The following is an 18772-nucleotide window of genomic DNA, read 5'->3' as shown; positions in this document are numbered from 1 at the left end:
CTGAAAATCTGTTCCTTCATAGCCCGCCAGCATCCACACCCGCGGCGCTTTTGCGCCCCTTGGCGGGTAAAAGCGACATTGCTTTCACATGTCGTGCAAACTGCTCCACTTCAGGCTCGACACATCGGGCGAGGCCAACAAAGGCACGATTGCGGCTTTGAACAACGTATCGTCAGGGTCTTCCACCGTCACAACCACCTCAAGTTCACGCGGCTGGTCTGCAGATTTATCCTGTGTGGCAATCGAAACAATCTGGAACCCCGAGATAGAAAACGCCTGCACAACCCGGCCCCTCAAGGTCACGTCATCCTTGCCCGTCAGGCAAAGGTGGAATTCCTGAAGATGCGGTTTGCCTGCTCCTGTGCGCTTCTTGATCCAGTTCACCAAAGGGCGCAGCCCGAGGTTCACAAACATGATCTGTCCCGTCAAAACGAGCGCATAAAGCATAAAGCCTGCCCCTGCCATAATCCCCACAGCGGCAGAGCACCAAAGCGTCGCCGCCGTATTGAGCCCGTGCACGGTAAAGCCGTTGCGAAAGATTAGCCCGGCTCCGAGAAAGCCGATGCCCGACACAACCTGCGCCGCAACCCTTGTGGGGCTGACCTCATCTGGAAAAAGCGTCGAGAACACCACAAAACCCGCCGCCCCGAGCGCAACAAGTGCATTGGTGCGTACCCCCGCCATGCGCTGGCGCATTTGCCGTTCTGTACCGACAAGCGCGCCACAAAACATGGCAACGGCCAAATTGATTGCTGCAAGTTCCAGAGACATCGTCATTTACGCTTTCATGTGTTGTTCACGGGCGAGCAAATTTCAACAAGATACCCGTCAGGATCACTGATGTAAGAGGTTGTCTGCCCCCACGGCATCTCTTCCACGGGCTGCACGACTTTGCCACCTGCGTTTACCGCGCGCTCAAAACCTGCCGTAACATTATCTGTTTCGAAAGCAATTTCGAACACAGGCGCATCAGATTGTGGCAATGCAGGCTTTTTACCCAGACTTTCCATCAAGGCCCGAGACGAAAACGCAAGCTTTGTCTCACCGGTCACCAGCTCTCCATAATCCTTGCTCTCGTGCAAAAAGCCCACCTCAAGTCCGAAAGCTGCAGTGTAAAAGGCAAGGCTCGCTTGAACATCATCCACATATAAAATCGTATAGCGTAATTTCATTTTGACGTCCTTTCACTCTCGAACAGTTCCACCGCCCATAAGTTACACAGCAAAACGCGCTTGTCCCGTGTTTTCCCCCATCTCTGGGAATTGACCTTTTTCGCGCACTGCCCTAGAGCCAGATCATGACAGATATATCGCATGAAACCCTCCTCATCATCGACTTTGGCAGCCAGGTCACGCAGCTCATCGCGCGCCGCTTGCGCGAGCTCAATGTCTACTGCGAAATCCACCCCTACCAAAAGGTAGATGACGCGCTTCTGGCCGAGCTTGCCCCCAAGGCGATCATCTTTTCGGGTGGGCCGGATTCGGTCATGCGTGAAGGCTCTCCGCGCCCTCCCGCCAGCGCCTATACGCTCGGTGTGCCGATTCTCGGCATCTGCTATGGCCAGCAAGTGATGATGCACGACCTTGGTGGCAAGGTTGAGGCGGGTGAGCATGCCACAGCCGAGTTTGGCCGCGCATGGGTCAGCCCGGCAGAGGCACGCCCCGAGTTTATCAACGGCTGGTTCATGGACGGATCAGGCCGCGAGCAGGTCTGGATGAGCCACGGCGACCACGTGAGCGAAATCGCTCCGGGCTTTGAAGTGCTCGGCACATCTCCCGGCGCGCCCTTTGCCATGACCGCAGATCTGTCGCGCAACTTTTTCGCCGTGCAGTTTCACCCCGAAGTGCACCACACCCCCAACGGCAAGACCCTCTATGAAAACTTCGTGAAGCTCGCAGGATTCTCGGGCGATTGGACCATGGGCGCCTACCGAGAAGAAATGATCCGCCTCATCCGTGAGCAGGTCGGTGACAAAAAAGTTATCTGCGCGCTCTCGGGCGGCGTCGACAGCTCGGTCACAGGCCTTCTTCTGCACGAAGCCATCGGCGAGCAGCTCACCTGTGTGTTTGTCGACCACGGCTTGCTGCGTCTCCACGAGGCCGAAGAAGTCACGACAATGTTTCGTGACAACTACAACCTCAATCTTATCCATGCCGACGAAACAGAGCTTTTCCTCGGCGAGCTTGAGGGCGTCTCCGATCCCGAAACCAAGCGCAAGATCATCGGTCGCCTCTTTATCGATGTGTTCCAGAAACACGCCGACCAGATCGAAGGCGCGGAATTCCTCGCCCAAGGCACGCTCTATCCCGACGTCATCGAAAGCGTAAGCTTCTCTGGTGGTCCGTCTGTCACCATCAAATCACACCACAACGTCGGAGGTTTGCCCGAAAAGATGGGCCTCAAGCTCGTCGAGCCGCTGCGCGGCCTCTTCAAAGACGAAGTGCGCGAGCTTGGCCGCGAGCTTGGCCTCCCCGCAAGCTTCATCGGACGTCACCCTTTCCCTGGCCCCGGCCTTGCCATCCGATGCCCCGGTGAAATCACCCGCGAAAAGCTCGAAATCCTGCGCAAGGCCGATGCGGTCTATATCGACCAAATCCGCAAACACGGGCTTTACGACGATATATGGCAAGCTTTCGTTGCGATTCTCCCTGTGCGCACCGTGGGCGTCATGGGGGACGGGCGCACCTATGATTTTGCCTGCGCTCTGCGCGCTGTAACTTCGGTGGACGGCATGACGGCGGATTATTACCCGTTCAGCCACGATTTCCTCGGTGAAACCGCCACGCGGATTATCAACGAAGTCAAAGGCATCAACCGTGTGACCTATGACGTAACCTCCAAACCCCCCGGCACGATCGAGTGGGAGTGAGAGGCTTCGACGCGCTTCGCGCGCCGATCCGCTGGGGGCCAGCCCCCAGCCCCCCGGGATATTTGTGGCAATAAAAAAGACATGACTGACACCGCCCAGACCCTGCGCGCTATGCTTTGGATGATCGGGGCGATTGCCTCGTTTACGGCTATGGCCGTGGCCGGGCGGGCTGTGAGCTTCGAGCTGGATACATTTGAAATCATGATGTATCGTAGCTTGATCGGGGTTGTGATCGTGATGGTCGTGGCCAGTGCCACCGGGCACTTGAAGGATATCACGCGGCGACATCTCGGTGTGCAATTCATCCGCAATATAGCACATTTCACCGGCCAGAACCTGTGGTTCTTTGCGCTCACCGTCATTCCGCTCGCGCAGGTCTTCGCCCTCGAATTCACCTCGCCGATCTGGGTGCTCGTGCTCTCACCCTTTGTTCTGGGGGAGCGGATGACACCGACTCGGGCAACCGCAGCCGCCCTTGGCTTTGCGGGCATCCTGATCGTCGCGCGACCCTTCGGAAGCGAAACGGTCGGCATCGGGGTAATCACAGCAGCGCTTGCCGCAGTCTGCTTTGCAATCACGATCATGACAACCAAGCGGCTCACCCGCAGCGAGAAAATCACCTGTATTCTCTTCTATCTCACCACCCTGCAAGCCGTCTTCGGAATTGCTCTTGCAGGGTATGACGGCGATATCGCCCTGCCATCGGCCACAACAGCCCCTTGGCTGTTGCTCATCGGCTGCGCGGGGCTCATCGCGCATTTCTGCCTGACAACCGCGCTCAGCCTTGCGCCCGCAACAGTGGTTGTTCCGATAGATTTTGCACGCCTGCCCGTGATTGCACTTATCGGCGCAGCCTTTTACGCCGAAGCACTGGATGTCTGGGTCTTGGTCGGCGCGCTGCTGATTTTTGCTGGAAACTACTTCAATATCTGGAGCGAAACCCGTAAACTGGCCCACGTGTAACGCCTAACTCATGCCTGTTTCGCCTTTTTCAGACCATGAAGCGCATAAAACCGCTGTTTTTTTTGTCTTTCATGTCACATGACGTTGCGTTTCAAGACCTGCCGCAACGGAACCTATTTGTGCAGCGGAACTTTGCCGATAGTTTGAGTAAAGTTTTTTGGGAGGAGACCAAAATGAAGAAATTAGCACTCAGCGCGAGCATGTTCTCGCTACTTGCAACCACAGCCATCGCCGGCGGTATCGACCGCTCTGGTCAGTGGATTACACCCATTTTCGAAAGTGGCGATGTTGTTACCTTCTCGGTCGGCACGGTCGACCCGAACGTATCCGGCACACTGGGCACAAATGATGCCACAACGCGTTACAGCCCCGTGAGCTTTTCAATCAAGAAGGCGCTCACCGACAAGGTAGATGTAGCGGTAATTGTTGACCAACCTTTCGGTGCAGACATTCGCTACACTTCAGGGCCCTTTGCAGGCGGCTTTGCCGATGTATCAAGCAAGGCGATTACCTTTGTTGGACGCTACAAGTTCAATAACAACTGGAGCGTTCACGCGGGTGCGCGCGCTCAGTCATTGACGGGCACAATCACCTCAACACCCGGTATCCTGAATGCGTCGGGCGATTACGCTTGGGGTGCACTTGTCGGTGCCGCCTACGAGCGTCCGGAAATCGCAATGCGTATCGCGCTGACATATAGCACCTCCATCTCAAACAAGCTGGACGGAACAACAAACTTTGTTACTCCTGTCACGGCCAGCCACCAGACTCCCGAAAGCCTGAACCTCGAGTTCCAGACAGGGATCGCAAAAGACACACTGCTCTTTGGTTCGGTTCGTCATGTGAAATGGAAGGGCTCATCACTAGACTCAACACCTGTTGGCGGCGGCGCATCCACAAATTGGGTCAACTTCCGCGACGATTCAACAAGCCTGACCTTGGGTGTTGGCCGCAAGATTAACGACAAGCTCAGCCTTGCAATGACATTGGGCTATGAAGCAGCGGGCACACGCCCCGGCAACACTGCTCTCTCGCCCACAACCGGCTATAAGAGCATCGGTCTCGGAGCATCCTATAACGTAAACGAGAGCCTCAAAGTCACGGGTGGTGTGCAATACATCAAACCAGGCGATCAATCAGTCGGTCCCGTTAATTTCAGCGGTGACGCGGTCGCCTTCGGCGTCAAAGTCGCTTACAGCTTCTAATTCGAAGCCTTGCTAAAGTTCAAAACGCCCTGCCCTCCCGGCGGGGCGTTTTTTTATCTATCCAGCAAGAAACGGGTCGCCTTGCTGGCTATTGAGTGACAAGGCTCTCTCATGAACGCGCAAAAAACCATATCACCCCGTGCATGGGCCGAACTGCTCCTGCTGGCGCTCGTCTGGGGCGCGGTTTTCCTCTCGGTGCGCATCGCCCTTAACGAAATCGGCGTGCTCTCGACAGTGGCACACCGCGCACTCTGGGCGGCACTTGTGCTATGGGCGCTGGTCTTCGCCCTACGTCTGCACCGCCCCAAAGGCGCTAAAATCTGGGGCGTGTTCCTCGTCATGGGACTTCTCAACAACATTATCCCCTTCACCTTGCTCAACTGGTCACAGCTCCACATTGAAAGCGGCCTCACCGCCATTCTCAACAGCGCCACAGCCATATGCGGCGTGCTGGTCGCCGCACTCTTTCTGACCGACGAGCGCCTGAGCACGCGCAAGCTTGCGGGCGTCAGCATCGGCTTCTTCGGCGTGGCAACAGCCGTTGGGCTGGAAAACCTGCGCAATTTTGATATCCGCTCGCTGGCCCAGATCGCAGCTCTCACTGCAACGCTCTCCTACGCCTTCGCTGGCGTCTGGGCGCGCAAGCACCTCACTGGTCTCCCCCCGCTTGTTGCCGCGGCGGGTATGCTCACCTGCACCGCACTCATTATGGTTCCGCTCGCATGGCACTTTGAAGGCCCGCTCACACTTGAACTGCGCCTCGAAACCCTCGCCGCAATCGCCTATTACGCGCTCGTCGCCACGGTGCTCGCCTATTTGCTCTACTACCGCGTCCTCGCCATGGCGGGCTCGGGCAATCTCATGTTGGTCACGCTTATCATGCCCCCCATAGCGATTGTTCTTGGCTGGGCCGTTCTGGGCGAGGCGCTCCACCCGCGTGCGCTCCTCGGTTTCGGCATCCTCGCCCTTGGCCTTCTCATCCTGGATGGCCGCCTTTGGACGTTCGTTCGCAATAAAACGCTTTGACCCTCTGCCATTGCCGCTTTACTCCAGAGGAACACGAGTAAACGAGGCCAGAGATGATCTATCCAACAGCGCAAAGCTGGCGCAATGCCCCTGAAAAGAAAGTTTTGTTTTTCGGCATGTCAGGCCTTGGCAAAACCCATGTCTCCAACCTGCTGCGCGATGCGGGTGACTGGTTTCACTATTCGATAGATTACCGCATCGGCACGCGCTACATGGGCGAATATATCGCCGACAACGCCAAACGCGAGGCGATGAAAGTTCCCTTCCTGCGCGATCTTCTGATGTCGGATTCAATCTACATCGGCTCCAATATCACCTTCGGCAACCTCGCCGCCGTCTCCTCCTATCTCGGCAAACCGGGGGCCATGGCCAAGAACGGTATGACCATGCACAGCTACGCCGCGCGGCAGGAGCAGTTCCGCCGCGCCGAAATCGCTGCGCTCATGGACACGCCCTATTTCATCGACCGCGCCAAAGCGCTCTACGGCTATCCGCACTTTATCTGTGACACCGGTGGCTCAATCTGTGAATGGGTCGATGCCGGCAATCCCGATGACGAGATCATGAAGTGCCTGAGTGCCAACACCCTGATGATCTGGCTCAAAGGCTCCGAGGCTCACACCGAAGAGCTCATCCGCCGCTTTGACCGCGCGCCCAAACCTATGGCTTACCAACCAGCATTTCTCTCCCGTGTCTGGCACGAATATCTCAGCAAAAACAAATGCTCCGAAGATGAAGTTGATCCAGATAACTTCATTCGCTACACCTACGCCCGCGCCCTTGCACATCGCCAACCGCGTTATGAAGCCATGGCAAACTGGGGCATCACCGTCGATGCTTCCGATATCGCCACAGTGCGCGACGCCGCTGATTTTGACGCTGTCGTGACTGCCGCCATCGAGAGACGCACCGCCTAATCATCCGCCCCAAACACGAGGCCTCCTAAATGCCCATCAAACTGCCCTCTCACCTGCCCGCCTATACCGTGCTCAACCGCGAGGGCGTCAGCGTCATGAGCGAAGATCAGGCCATGCGGCAGGACATCCGCCCGCTGCGCATTGGCCTTCTCAATCTCATGCCCAAGAAAATCCAGACCGAGAACCAGTTTGCCCGCCTCATCGGGGCAACGCCTCTGCAAATCGAGCTTTCGCTCATCCGCATGTCCGAGCATCACTCGCGCAACACAGCCGCCGAACATATGGAAGAGTTCTACCGCCCCTTTGAAGAGGTTGAGGCCTCAGGCGAAAAGTTCGACGGCCTCATCATCACTGGCGCGCCGATCGAGCATCTTGAGTTCGAAGATGTCACCTACTGGGGCGAGCTCACCCGCGTCTTTGACTGGACCCAAACCCATGTCCACAGTACATTTGGTGTCTGCTGGGGCGGCATGGCCATGCTCGGCTACTTCCACGGGGTGAAAAAGCACCTGCTCGACCACAAGCTTTTTGGCTGTTATCGTCACCTTAACTTCGCTCCGCAAAACACTCTTCTCAGAGGGTTTTCTGACGACTTCTCAATGCCCGTGAGCCGCTGGACCGAAATGAGACGCGACGAGATCGAAGCCGCAGGCCTCAAAGTCCTCCTGCACTCCGAAGAGGTCGGCCCCGCGCTGGTCGAAGACCCGGCCCACCGTGCGCTCTATGTCTTCAACCATCTTGAATACGACAGCGGCACGCTCGGCGAGGAATACGCCCGCGACCTGGCAGAAAACCAGATCGCAGGCGCTGAAATTCAACTCCCCGTCAACTATTTCCCGAATGACGACGCTTCCCAGACCCCTCTCAACCGCTGGCGCAGCCATGCGCATCTGCTCTATGGCAACTGGATTTCCGAAATTTACGAAACCACACCGTTTGAAATCGAAAAAATCGGGCTGGAAAGCACCGATCTGCGCGGCTGATCATGCTCAAAATTACCCTTTATAACCTTCTAGCACTTTTGCTTCTCTGGCTTCTGCTCTGGCTCCTCGCCCAAAAAGCCGAGCGCGCCGCTGAGGCCGCAGGTCCGCCGCGCGGGCAGATCATCAAGGTGAACGGCACCGACATGCACGTGGTTGTCACAGGCCGTGAGGGCGCGCCGGATCTTGTGCTCATTCACGGCTCCAACGGTCACACACGCGATATGACCTTCTCGCTGGCAGGCAAACTCGCCGCCGACTACCGTATCTATATTATTGATCGGCCGGGCCTTGGCTACAGTGCCGCCGTTAGCCCGAAGGGCGACTCTCTACGCGCCCAAGCGGCTCAAATGGCCGACACAGCCGAAGCCATGGGCACGCAGAAACCTGTTGTTATGGGGCATTCCTATGGCGGGTCCGTTGCTCTCGCCTGGGCTGTCTATATGCCCGAGCGTCTCGCCGCCCTTGTGCCAGTTGCTGCGGCCTCTCATCCTTGGGAGTCCGCCCTCGATCCGCTCTATCAGGCAGGCTCAAACCCTCTTCTTGGCCCGCTGTTCCTGCCCTTGCTGCCAGCCGTCATCAGCGAGGCCCGTATCGAATCCATCCTGCAAGATGTGTTCACACCCGATGCCGTGCCGGAGGGCTACTTTGACTATTTCGTTCCAAAGCTCTCGCTGCGCTACACCTCCATGCGCGCCACCTCTTTCCAGCGCGCCAATCTGTTAAGCGAAATCAAAGAGATGGCCCCGCTCTATCCGCAAATGCGCCTCCCCGTCGAGATCGTCCACGGAACCGATGACATCACCGTGGGCCTTTCGATCCACTCCGAACCGCTACTCAATGACATCCCCGACGCCGTGCTCACCCGCGCGGCAGGCCACGGCCACATGGTCCAGCACAGCAGCGAAAGCACCGTCATTGCCGCCATTCACCGCGCCGCCGCGCGCGCAGGATTGCGCCCCCATCGCTAAGCCGCCATACTGCAAGAAAACTGGAAGGATGAGGCCCATGGAGCTGCCCTTTGACGGAGCCATCAGCACCTATTTCGAACAAGACGCCCCCGAGGCGATCCGCAACGCTCTCAAGCGTGCGGACAAAGACGAAATCCTCAATCCGGCCTATCCGCACAGCGAACGGATGCCGCGCAAAGCTTACGAGAAAGAACTCGATGCGCTACAAATCGAACTCGTCAAGCTGCAAAGCTGGGCCAAAGAGACGGGCGCGCGCATAGCCATCGTCTTTGAAGGCCGTGATGCGGCGGGAAAAGGCGGCACAATCAAGCGCTTCCGTGAGAATCTTAATCCTCGTGGCGCACGCATTGTGGCGTTGCCCAAGCCGACCGAAAAAGAGCAAACCGAATGGTATTTCCAGCGCTACATTGATCACCTGCCGTCAGGCGGCGAGATCGTGTTCTACGACCGCAGTTGGTATAACCGTGGTGTTGTTGAAAAAGTTTTCGGCTTCTGCACCGATGCACAGCGCGAACACTTTTTCACCCAGACACCCGCTTTCGAGAAAATGCTCGCCGACGAGGGCATCCACCTCTTCAAGCTCTGGCTCAATGTCGGCCGCGCCGAACAGCTCCGCCGCTTCCTCAAACGCGAAAGCGATCCGCTCAAGCAATGGAAGCTCAGCTGGATTGACGTTGAAGGCCTCAAAAAATGGGAGGACTACTCGCAAGCCATTTCCGAAACCCTCACCCGCACACACACGCCCGAGGCCCCTTGGACAATCATCCGTTCCGATGACAAGCGCCGCGCACGCCTGATGGCCATCCGCACGGTGTTGAGCCAGATTGACTACACCCGCAAAGATGAAAAAGCCGTCGGCCAGATCGACACAAGCATCTGCGGCAGCCCCGAGATATGGGATGCCTAAAAAACGCGGCTATCACCACGGCAACCTGCGTCAGGCATTGGTCGAGGCCGCCCTGCAACTGATCGAGGCCAAAGGCCCGACAGGCTTCACGCTCTCGGAAGCGGCCAAGGAAGCTGGCGTCACCCCCGCCGCCGTCTATCGTCACTTCGAAGGCCGCGAAGACCTGATCGCCGAGGCCGCGCGGCAGGGATACGACATCTTCGCCGACCTCATGCAATACGCCTATGAAAAGGGCCAGCCCTCGGCGCTGGCGGCGTTTGAGGCCACCGGGCGCGCCTATCTCGCCTTCGCGCGCAAATATCCGGGGCATTACATCGCCATGTTTGAAAGCGGTGTCTCGGTCAACCGCACACCCGAGCTTGCCTCTGTCGCCGCCCGCGCGCGGGGTGTTCTGGAACAGGCTGCGTCAGAACTCAGCCAGCACATCCCCGCCGACAAACGCCCGCCTGCCAGCATGTTTTCGGCTCACATCTGGGCCATGAGCCACGGCGTCGTCGAGCTTTTCGCGCGCAACTCTCCCGGCACGCAAAGCCCGTTTTCCCCTGAAGACCTGCTCGAATCCGGCATCGGCGTTTACCTGCGTGGCTTGGGGCTGATCAAACCCGACAGCTAACTAACCACCCATTTCTGTAAGCTGCGCGTCTAGGTCCTTGAAGCGCTTGGTGCTTGAGTCGTTGTGTTTGCGCGACAGCTCCAGCCACTCACGAGCTGTCTTGAGGTCTTGCACCCCATACCTCTGGCTCATGTAGATCTGCGCCAAAGACGTAGCCGTAAACCAGTATTCACCCTCGATAGCACCTTCCAGATAGGCGATACCCAGCCCGACATCCGCATCCACGCCTTTGCCTTGAACCAGACGCAGGCCATAGTCGTTCATCGCAACGGGATAGCCCATCTCTGCGGCTATCATAATATACTCAGCCGCCGTCTTAAGATCTCGGGGTCTATCAGGCTTATCGCGCAACTTGTTGAGGAAGCACCCCTCATTCGCGAGCACGCGTCCGCGCGTATGGATCGCGACTGCGTTCCGAGGGTCTCCCTTCTTGAACACATATCTGTGCAGGCTACTCCAAGTGTGCTGAACGCCATTCGCCATCGACTTTGATACGATATCGTCTGGGTCATAGCCGGGAATGTCGTCGCAGACTGTATAGTAGAGCTCAGTCACAGAGTTGCGCTCTTTTTCAAAAAGGCTCATCGGATAAACCTGCAATTTGCCCGCTTTTACCGGTTTGGCTTTGGCAACAGGCTTTGCTGCCTTTTGCGCCTCAACCGTCAAGTCATCCAGACGTTTCAAGGCTTTGCTATACGCGGCAAGGCTGATTCCATCGTCTGCCTGCTCGGCCTTGGTCAGCCAGTATCTGGCTTTCTTGAGATCGCGCGAGACCGATTTAGAATCCATATAGGTGTTCGCAAGATAAATGGTCGCGTAATTGAAGCCCCCTTCAAACGCTGCTTCCAAATAAGCCAGCCCAAGCTCGGCATTCACGGAAACACCTTTTCCAAGCAAAAGCCTGTTGCCATAATTTGACATCCCGACGGGATAGCCATAACCAGCCGCGGCTTTATGCAATCTTGCAGCCAATTCCTCGCTGTATGAATTTTTTGAGAATTGCTCACGATACACTTGGTGGGCGTAACACTCCTTATAACCTTGGGCATTTCCCAGTGCAGTCGCCGCTGTGGCAACCTCTAAATAATTTTTGGATTCAAAGCCAATTTTTCTAAGTTGGTTCAGCGCGTCGTTGACTTGTTTTGCTCCCGCCTTGCTTGTCGCGGACTTCCCGTTTCCGTCACACACCAAGCTAAACAGGCGGTTCGCCTCGGCGCGTGCCACTGCAAATTTGCTCAGTTGCACTGGCTCGGGAACACTTTGCGCCAATACACTCGTTGCGGCAGTTGCCATAAACACAGCACATACTGCCGGTTTCCAAATCCGTTTCATCTCGGTGTCCCTTCGTTCGCGTTTATCCATGATGATAAAACTGCGCCCTAATGGTCAACCCTATATGACGGTGATGTAACCCAAGGTTGAAGGATGCCTAATTCATAAGCACAGCAAGGCACAAAAAAGGGCCACCCGAAGGCAGCCCTTTTTCACAATACTGTAAGTAAAGCTTAACGCTTGGAGAACTGGAAGCTCCGGCGCGCCTTGCGCTTACCGAATTTCTTACGTTCCACAACGCGGCTGTCGCGTGTCAGGAAGCCGGCGGCTTTCAGAGCGCCGCGCAGGCTGGGGTCATAAAGCTGAAGCGCTTTTGAAACACCGTGCTTAACCGCGCCGGCCTGGCCCGAGAGGCCACCGCCTTTAACAGTTGCCATCACGTCAAACTGGTCTTCAACACCGGCAACCTGGAAGGGCTGGCGCAGGATCATTTGCAGAACGGGACGCGCAAAATATTTGTTCATCTCTTTGCCGTTGACCACAACCTTGCCTGAGCCCGGTTTGATCCAGACACGGGCAACCGCATCTTTACGCTTGCCTGTGGCATAAGCGCGGCCAAGCGCATCGCGCATAGGCTCACGGGGTTCTGCAACAGCTTCTGCTGCGGGGGCTGCGTCACTTGCTACAGCGCCCAGCTCTTCGAGTGAGTTCACTTGATCAACCATGTCGCTCAGCTCCGTGTGTTTTTCTTGTTCATCGACTTAACGTCAAGAACAGTTGGGTTTTGCGCCTCGTGGCCATGCTCTGTGCCCGCGTATACGCGCAGGTTTGTCATCTGCTTGCGGCTCAGTGGACCACCTGGAAGCATACGCTGGACCGCTTTGGTCACAACGCGCTCGGGGTATGCACCCTCAAGGATCTGCTGCTTGGTGCGGCTCTTGATGCCACCGGGGTGGCCTGTGTGCCAGTAGAAGTTTTCTTCGCGCTTCTTGCCTGTCAGTTGGATTTTCTCGGCATTGATCACGATGACATTGTCACCCATGTCCATGTGAGGTGTGAAAGACGGCTTGTGCTTGCCGCGAAGGCGCATCGCGATGATCGAGGCGAGACGGCCCAGCACGACGCCTTCAGCGTCGATGATGATCCATTTCTTGTCGATATCTGCGGGTGTCGCAGTAAAGGTTTTCATGTTTGAAATCCTGATAATCGGGTTGGGCAGAGAGAAAACCGCTCTCTGCTTGCGGGATGGGCGGTTTATATAGCGCCTGAACGCACAGTCAACTGCGCAAAAATCAAATTAACCGAGAAAAAACAATAGCTTAAAAATTAGGTATTATTATACCCCATCAAATTTCCGCGTTTGATGGCGGCTTCGCGAGGATATCGGACATCTTCACAAGCGCCGCGCGGTAGGTCTCGTGATCAATATCAACCGAAATACCAATGCGCACAGCATTTGGCGAGGCCCCGTCCGCAAGCGCAAACTCATCCGCTGCCTTAAGTGAAATGCCCACCCGCTCACAGGCCCGCGCAAAACTTGAGCCTCGCCAACCCTGTGGCAGCTTGAGCCAGAAGAACGATACATCATGATGATAGGCAATATCCCAGCTTCCAAGGCAGTTCAGCGCCTCCTGCACCCGCTCGTTGATCTTGCTGCGCACCTTGGCTCTGATCCTGGCTGCATCCCCCGAGCGCAGCAGCGCTTCGCCCAGGTCGATCATAGGCTGCGGTATCCCGTAAAACGATGATTGCGCAACTTGCCGCACAAGCCGCGCCTGCCCTTGTGGTGGCACAATATAGCCAAACCGCAAAGCACTTGAGACAGACTTGGTGAGCGAGGAGATATACCAGCACAATTCGGGACAAAGCTCGCGGTATGCTGGCCGCCCCTCCCACCAGATACAATGGCAATCGTCCTCAATAATCTGAAGTTGGTGGCGGCGTGCAATGTCGATGATCTCTTTGCGCCGCGCAAGGCTTGTGCGTGTGGTTGTCGGGCTATGCGCTTCTGCCGAAGTCAGCAAAACCTGCGCCCCATGTTCGCGCAGCAAGTGCTCAAGCCGGTCAGGCCGCAGCCCTTCCGCGTCCATCTCAACACCAATCAAACGTGCACGTAAAAGCTTCGCTGCATGGCGCACGCCCGGATAGGCCAGCTCGTCCGTCAGGATAATAGGCGCAGGCCCATGCAATATCGCCTGCAAGGCGATAATCGTCGCGTTTTGCGCCCCCATCGCCAACACAATATCATCCGCCGCAATCCGCCCCGCGCGCCCCTCCCCGATCCAGTCCACCACAGCTTCACGCGCGGCGTAGTCCGTCTCTTCAGTCGGATAAGTCACATATTCATGTGCGCCTTCTGCCCCAAGCGCACGCAACTGCGCCGAAATAGCCCCGGATTGACCAACATTCACAACCTGCGCCGAGCGAAAATTTACCATATTCACACCTGTCAGGTTGATCAGCGGCTCGGGGATATCGCTCACCGCCCGCGCGCCCGTCACAAATGTGCCGCGCCCGACAGCCGTATCAACAAGGCCTTCTTCCGCCGCAAGCTTGTAAGCCCGTGCGACTGTGCCGGGCGTAATCCCGAGCTGCCACGACAGATCTCTCACGGGCGGCAAGCGTTGGCCTTGTGACAATTCTCCCGATCTGACAGCCGCCCTGAGAGATTGTATCAATACAAGATACTTCGCACCGCGAGATTTCGCAAAGTTCGGTGGCCAAATTGTATCAGTCACAATGTTTTCCTAGCAAGAATCGGCATTTCTACCTAAATGTATCACAACAACACATAGCATTGTATCAATTTTTAAGGAGGTTCCGATGCTTACATTGACACAATACGATCCCTCCAGCCTTACAAAGCTAGGACAAATCAACACGCTGCCGCTCACGTCGCGCCTTGCGTTGCATATCGCCTATGTCACATTTCTCTGGTCAGAGCGCAGCCGCACCCGTTCGGACCTGAAACGCCTCACACACGAACAACTCACCGATATCGGATTGACTCGCAGACAAGCACACATCGAGTCCCGTAAATGGTTCTGGCGGCCCTGATATCGTCCCGATCAGAGGTTCTGACTCCCCTGTGTCAGCCCTCTTCCTACCTGGGCCAGAGTTCACTCTGGCCCTTTTTTTTCCGCACTGCGCGCAGCTCACTTATTTTGGCGGAATAGAATAAGTCATTGTCGAACGCGCCACGGGCTTGTCCTCGCCCACCGAGTAAATCAGCACATCGCCCACTGCCAGCACACGGCCCAGCTTGAGCAGTTTGCATTTGGCCATAAGGTCTTTGCCCGCCGCAGGCTTGCGCATAAAATCAAGGCTGCAACTTGTGGTGACAGCGAGAGCCTTCTTGCCGATCATCGCCAATATCGTGGCATAAACAGCCACATCCGCCAGCATAAACATCGTCGGCCCCGAAACTGTCCCGCCGGGGCGCAAATGCTTGTCACTGATCGGAATGCGTATCTCGGAATACATGTCCTCAACATGCTCCACGACAAACTCGCCCTTCACCTGCGGGAAAACCTCGTCGAGAAACCCCTGCAATTCTTCTTTGTCCAATGCCAATGCCATACTTTACCTCATCCAATCTTCCGCACTAGACTGCCCATGAGCCTGGAGGAGAGCAAGATGGCAATTCTGGAACGTAACGACACAAACGCAGTCGCGCATCTGCGGATGAACGCGCCGGAGCGGCTCAATGCCCTCTCCGATGAAATGCTCGCCGCCCTTCAGGCCGAACTTGAACACCTCAAGGAAGACCGCAGCATCCGCGCCGTTGTCATCTCGGGTGCAGGTAAAGCCTTTTGCGCGGGCCATGATCTCAAGCAAATGACAGCAGGTCGCCAGGCCGAAGATGGCGGCAAAGCCTACTTTGCCGATCTCTTCAACCGCTGCACCAAGATGATGCTGAGCATCCGCGCCCTGCCCCAGCCCGTCATCGCAGCCCCCCATGGCATCGCCACCGCCGCTGGCTGCCAGCTTGTCGCAACCTGCGACATGGCTGTGGCCCAGACAGGCACGCGCTTTGGCGTCAACGGGGTCAACATCGGCCTCTTCTGCTCAACACCCATGGTGGCGCTGAGCCGCAATATCCCGCGCAAACAGGCGTTTGAAATGCTCACCACAGGCAGCTTTATCGACGCCCCGCGCGCCGAAACGCTCGGCCTCATCAACAGTGTCTCCGAAAACGCCGAAGCTGATGCGCTGGCCTTGGCCGAAAAAGTTGCCGGCAAACTCGCCGCCGCTGTCAAAATCGGCAAGGAAGGCTTTTACAAACAATCAGAGATGACGCTGGAAGACGCTTACAGCTACACAGGCGATGCCATGGTGCAAAACATGCTCTACCGCGACACCGAAGAAGGCATCAGTGCCTTTCTGGAAAAACGCCCGCCCACATGGGAGCAGTAACATCTCAGCCCATGCGCTCGGAAGCATAAGATCCGGGCGAGGCCGGAAACACCACCGTCTTGTTGCCGTTCAAAAACACGCGGCGGTGAATATGCGCGTGAATGGCACGCGCCAACACCTGGCTTTCCACATCGCGCCCCAAGGCCACATAATCGTTTGATGATTGCGCATGTGTCACCCGCACGATGTCCTGCTCGATAATCGGCCCCTCATCCAGATCAGCTGTCACATAATGCGATGTCGCACCGATCAGCTTCACGCCCCGCTGGAACGCCTGCTTGTAAGGGTTTGCGCCTTTGAAGCTCGGCAGAAACGAGTGGTGAATGTTGATAATCCGCCCCGACATCTTCTGGCACATTTCATCAGACAGAATTTGCATGTATCGCGCCAGTACAATCAGATCAGCCCCCGCCTCTTCCACCACAGCCATAATCCGCGCTTCCGCCTCGGGCTTGTTCTCGGGCGTCACCTTGATGCAGTGAAACGGTATGTCATTGTTCACAACAACCTTCTGGTAATCCATATGGTTCGAGATCACCCCGACAATATCAATCGGCAGCGCCCCGATGCGCCAGCGATACAGCAGATCATTCAGGCAATGCCCGAAGCGCGACACCATGATCACCACTTTCATTTTCACGGTCTCGTCATGAAACTCGTATGTCATCCCGAAAGAGCCCGCCGTTGCGGCAAACCCGTCTGACAGTTTGGCAAGATCAACGCTGCCATCACTCTCGAAGCTGACCCGCATAAAGAAATTATCGGTTTCTTTGTCGTCAAACTGGGCGCTGTCGGAAATATTACAGCCGTTATCCGCAAGATAATTGGCAATCGCCGCAACGATCCCCCGTGTCGAATGGCATGTGACGGTAAGGGCGTATTTGCTCATGGTGCTGGTCCTGTCAGGATGGTGGGTTGCGTCTGCTTTCCGGAAAAAGCTGTTTCTCACACCGTTTATCCCGTCAAGCCGAGAGGCAACGCCTCCATCAGGTTTTTGACATCACTTATGGGGTCAATCGGAGCGGTGGTTTCCGATGATGCACAATGAGTGAAATTCGCTACAAAACAGGCAGCTTGAAAACCACAGTTCCAGCCCGCACAAACCTGATGTAGACTCCTGCCAACACTGCTTGCTGTATGCCTTTTGGATTTTTTTGTGACCGATGCCCAACTTTTACCGTTTTTGCCATAATCTCGCCATAATTCGGGTTCATTTAAGCCATGAACTGCAACAGCGCATGGCTCAGCCCTCCAAGGATCGCCTGCCGCGAGTTGCAAAGTTTCTGAAGTGGGTCACCGTCGGCCTTTTGTCCCTCCAGGCCAATCTCTCTCTGGCCGCCGACACATTATCGCCGGTGACCCACTCCGACTTCCCCCGATTTCCTGATGAGCAAGTCCTGTTGGGTCGTGATCTCTTCTTTGATCCGCTCTTGTCAGGCAACCGCAACATATCCTGCGCCAGTTGTCATCATGGTGTGCTCGGCTCTGCCGATGCGGTTCCCCTTTCTGTCGGAGAAGGCGGCACAGGCCTTGGCAAACGCCGCCGCGGCTCGGGCGATGCGCCCGCCGAGCGGCACATCCCGCGCAATGCGCCAGCCATTTTCAACCTTGGCGCAACCGAATTCACCACGCTGTTTCACGATGGTCGTGTCTCTGTCGATTCAGACGCGCCCTTCGGCATCCTCATGCCCGAAGGGCACGCGCTCGAGCGCGGAGTGGTCAACATCCTCGGCGCGCAAGCCTTGTTGCCCATCCTCAGCCATGAGGAAATGGCAGGCGCCAATGGCGAAAACGAGATAGGTTCCGATGTTTTTGCAGGCCGTATTCGCGGGCCAAATGGTGCTTGGGCCAAACTCGCTGCCCGTATCGAGGCCATTCCTGCCTACCGCAGGCGCTTCACAGCCCTCAATGGCAACAGCGAACCACTCCACATCACCGATATCGGCAACGCCATCGGCGCTTTTCTTGCGCAAGAGTTCCGCGCCGACAACAGCCCTTTTGATGCCTACCTGCGGGGTGATAAATCGGCCCTCACGGCGCCTCAGGCCCGCGGCATGGAGCTTTTCTACGGCAAATCCACGTGCTCAAGTTGTCACGCTGGCCGCTTTCAGACAGATCATGGTTTTCACGCCATAGGCATCCCCCAGATCGGCCCCGGGAAAGACCACGGAAAAGAGAACGGTGTCACCCGCGCCGACTTTGGCCGCAGCGCCATCACTGGCATCGACAAGGATAAATACTGCTTTCGCACGCCCAGCTTACGCAATGTCGCCCTCACTGCGCCTTACGGCCACTCGGGTGCTTACGCCTCTCTCGAAGCCGTGGTGCGCCACCATCTCGCCCCGCGTGAAAGCCTTATGCGTTTTGATCCGTCCAAAGCCCCCGTCCCTGCGCTGTCAGGCTACGGCACAGTCACACCGCAAATGCCCGACGCCGAAGAACTCGCCCGCATCGCCGCCGCGATCACACTCGACATCCCCCCGCTCACCGACGCCGAGGTGAATGATATTATCTCATTCCTCCATGCGTTGACGGACCGCAGCAGCATCGGCGGCAAGCTCGGTGCGCCCGCAAGTGTGCCGTCTGGCCTAAAGGTGGATTCAATCCTCGACTAAGCCTCTTTCATTCGCGCC

Annotated in this window: 20 protein-coding genes; 12 read left to right on the top strand and 8 right to left on the bottom strand. The window is 56.6% G+C overall.

Going from position 1 to position 18772, the window contains the following annotated elements; all coding sequences use genetic code 11:
* Positions 1-84: 84 nt before the first annotated feature.
* Positions 85-777 (bottom strand): MgtC/SapB family protein, encoded by a 693-nt coding sequence (locus OE750_RS04315; protein ID WP_263761768.1) that lies wholly within the window; start codon positions 775-777, stop codon positions 85-87.
* Between the two features lie 8 nt (positions 778-785).
* Positions 786-1172 (bottom strand): VOC family protein, encoded by a 387-nt coding sequence (locus tag OE750_RS04310; protein ID WP_263761766.1) that lies wholly within the window; start codon positions 1170-1172, stop codon positions 786-788.
* A gap of 125 nt (positions 1173-1297) precedes the next feature.
* On the opposite strand from OE750_RS04310, the gene guaA reads away from it, so the two are divergent.
* The 9 genes from guaA (at position 1298) to OE750_RS04265 (ending at position 10451) form a co-directional block, all read left to right on the top strand.
* The gene (guaA, locus tag OE750_RS04305; RefSeq protein WP_263761763.1) at positions 1298-2869 is read left to right on the top strand and encodes a glutamine-hydrolyzing GMP synthase; all 1572 of its coding nucleotides are present in this window, start codon (positions 1298-1300) and stop codon (positions 2867-2869) included.
* Between the two features lie 81 nt (positions 2870-2950).
* On the top strand, positions 2951-3832 hold the full coding sequence (locus OE750_RS04300; protein WP_263761761.1) for a DMT family transporter: 882 nt from the start codon (positions 2951-2953) through the stop codon (positions 3830-3832).
* 173 nt (positions 3833-4005) lie between these two features.
* A complete protein-coding gene (locus tag OE750_RS04295; RefSeq protein ID WP_263761759.1) occupies positions 4006-5037 on the top strand; it encodes an OmpP1/FadL family transporter in 1032 nt (343 codons plus the stop codon).
* Between the two features lie 111 nt (positions 5038-5148).
* A complete protein-coding gene (locus OE750_RS04290) occupies positions 5149-6063 on the top strand; it encodes a DMT family transporter (protein ID WP_263761757.1) in 915 nt (304 codons plus the stop codon).
* Between the two features lie 53 nt (positions 6064-6116).
* Positions 6117-6980: an ATPase gene (locus OE750_RS04285; RefSeq protein WP_263761756.1), complete on the top strand. Its 864-nt coding sequence runs from the start codon at positions 6117-6119 to the stop codon at positions 6978-6980.
* Between the two features lie 29 nt (positions 6981-7009).
* Entirely contained in the window at positions 7010-7963 is a 954-nt protein-coding gene (locus OE750_RS04280) for a homoserine O-succinyltransferase (protein ID WP_263761754.1), read from the top strand.
* A gap of 2 nt (positions 7964-7965) precedes the next feature.
* Entirely contained in the window at positions 7966-8931 is a 966-nt protein-coding gene (locus OE750_RS04275; RefSeq protein ID WP_263761752.1) for an alpha/beta fold hydrolase, read from the top strand.
* 37 nt (positions 8932-8968) lie between these two features.
* Positions 8969-9838, top strand: a complete 870-nt coding sequence (gene ppk2 / locus OE750_RS04270) for a polyphosphate kinase 2 (RefSeq protein WP_263761750.1) — start codon at positions 8969-8971, stop codon at positions 9836-9838.
* Positions 9831-10451 (top strand): TetR/AcrR family transcriptional regulator, encoded by a 621-nt coding sequence (locus OE750_RS04265; RefSeq protein WP_263761748.1) that lies wholly within the window; start codon positions 9831-9833, stop codon positions 10449-10451. Before ppk2 ends, OE750_RS04265 begins: the two co-directional genes overlap by 8 nt.
* On the opposite strand, the gene OE750_RS04260 is transcribed toward OE750_RS04265, so the two are convergent.
* From OE750_RS04260 to OE750_RS04245, 4 genes are all read right to left on the bottom strand, one after another.
* Positions 10452-11744 (bottom strand): tetratricopeptide repeat protein, encoded by a 1293-nt coding sequence (locus OE750_RS04260; RefSeq protein ID WP_263761746.1) that lies wholly within the window; start codon positions 11742-11744, stop codon positions 10452-10454. It lies immediately after the preceding gene.
* Positions 11745-11956: 212 nt separating this feature from the next.
* Positions 11957-12448 (bottom strand): 30S ribosomal protein S9, encoded by a 492-nt coding sequence (gene rpsI, locus OE750_RS04255; protein WP_263761743.1) that lies wholly within the window; start codon positions 12446-12448, stop codon positions 11957-11959.
* 5 nt (positions 12449-12453) lie between these two features.
* Positions 12454-12912, bottom strand: coding sequence for a 50S ribosomal protein L13 (rplM, locus tag OE750_RS04250; protein ID WP_263761740.1), 459 nt, complete (start codon positions 12910-12912; stop codon positions 12454-12456).
* A gap of 157 nt (positions 12913-13069) precedes the next feature.
* Entirely contained in the window at positions 13070-14461 is a 1392-nt protein-coding gene (locus tag OE750_RS04245; protein ID WP_263761738.1) for a PLP-dependent aminotransferase family protein, read from the bottom strand.
* A gap of 85 nt (positions 14462-14546) precedes the next feature.
* Between OE750_RS04245 and OE750_RS04240 the strand changes: the two genes are divergently transcribed.
* Complete coding sequence (locus tag OE750_RS04240) at positions 14547-14780, top strand: DUF1127 domain-containing protein (RefSeq protein WP_263761736.1); 234 nt, start codon at positions 14547-14549, stop codon at positions 14778-14780.
* A 102-nt stretch (positions 14781-14882) separates the two neighbouring features.
* Here the strand turns inward: OE750_RS04240 and OE750_RS04235 are convergent, their stop codons facing one another.
* Positions 14883-15302, bottom strand: coding sequence for a PaaI family thioesterase (locus OE750_RS04235; RefSeq protein ID WP_263761734.1), 420 nt, complete (start codon positions 15300-15302; stop codon positions 14883-14885).
* A 57-nt stretch (positions 15303-15359) separates the two neighbouring features.
* Between OE750_RS04235 and OE750_RS04230 the strand changes: the two genes are divergently transcribed.
* Positions 15360-16139: an enoyl-CoA hydratase gene (locus OE750_RS04230; RefSeq protein ID WP_263761732.1), complete on the top strand. Its 780-nt coding sequence runs from the start codon at positions 15360-15362 to the stop codon at positions 16137-16139.
* Between the two features lie 4 nt (positions 16140-16143).
* Here the strand turns inward: OE750_RS04230 and purU are convergent, their stop codons facing one another.
* Positions 16144-17028, bottom strand: a complete 885-nt coding sequence (gene purU / locus OE750_RS04225) for a formyltetrahydrofolate deformylase (protein WP_263761730.1) — start codon at positions 17026-17028, stop codon at positions 16144-16146.
* 349 nt (positions 17029-17377) lie between these two features.
* On the opposite strand from purU, the gene OE750_RS04220 reads away from it, so the two are divergent.
* Entirely contained in the window at positions 17378-18754 is a 1377-nt protein-coding gene (locus OE750_RS04220) for a cytochrome-c peroxidase (protein ID WP_263761728.1), read from the top strand.
* Positions 18755-18772: the final 18 nt, after the last annotated feature.

The organism is Lentibacter sp. XHP0401 (assembly GCF_025751535.1).
Classification (GTDB): Bacteria; Pseudomonadota; Alphaproteobacteria; order Rhodobacterales; family Rhodobacteraceae; genus Lentibacter.
Note: the sequence above shows the minus strand (reverse complement) of the source record. Positions and strands in the feature narration are given on the sequence as shown.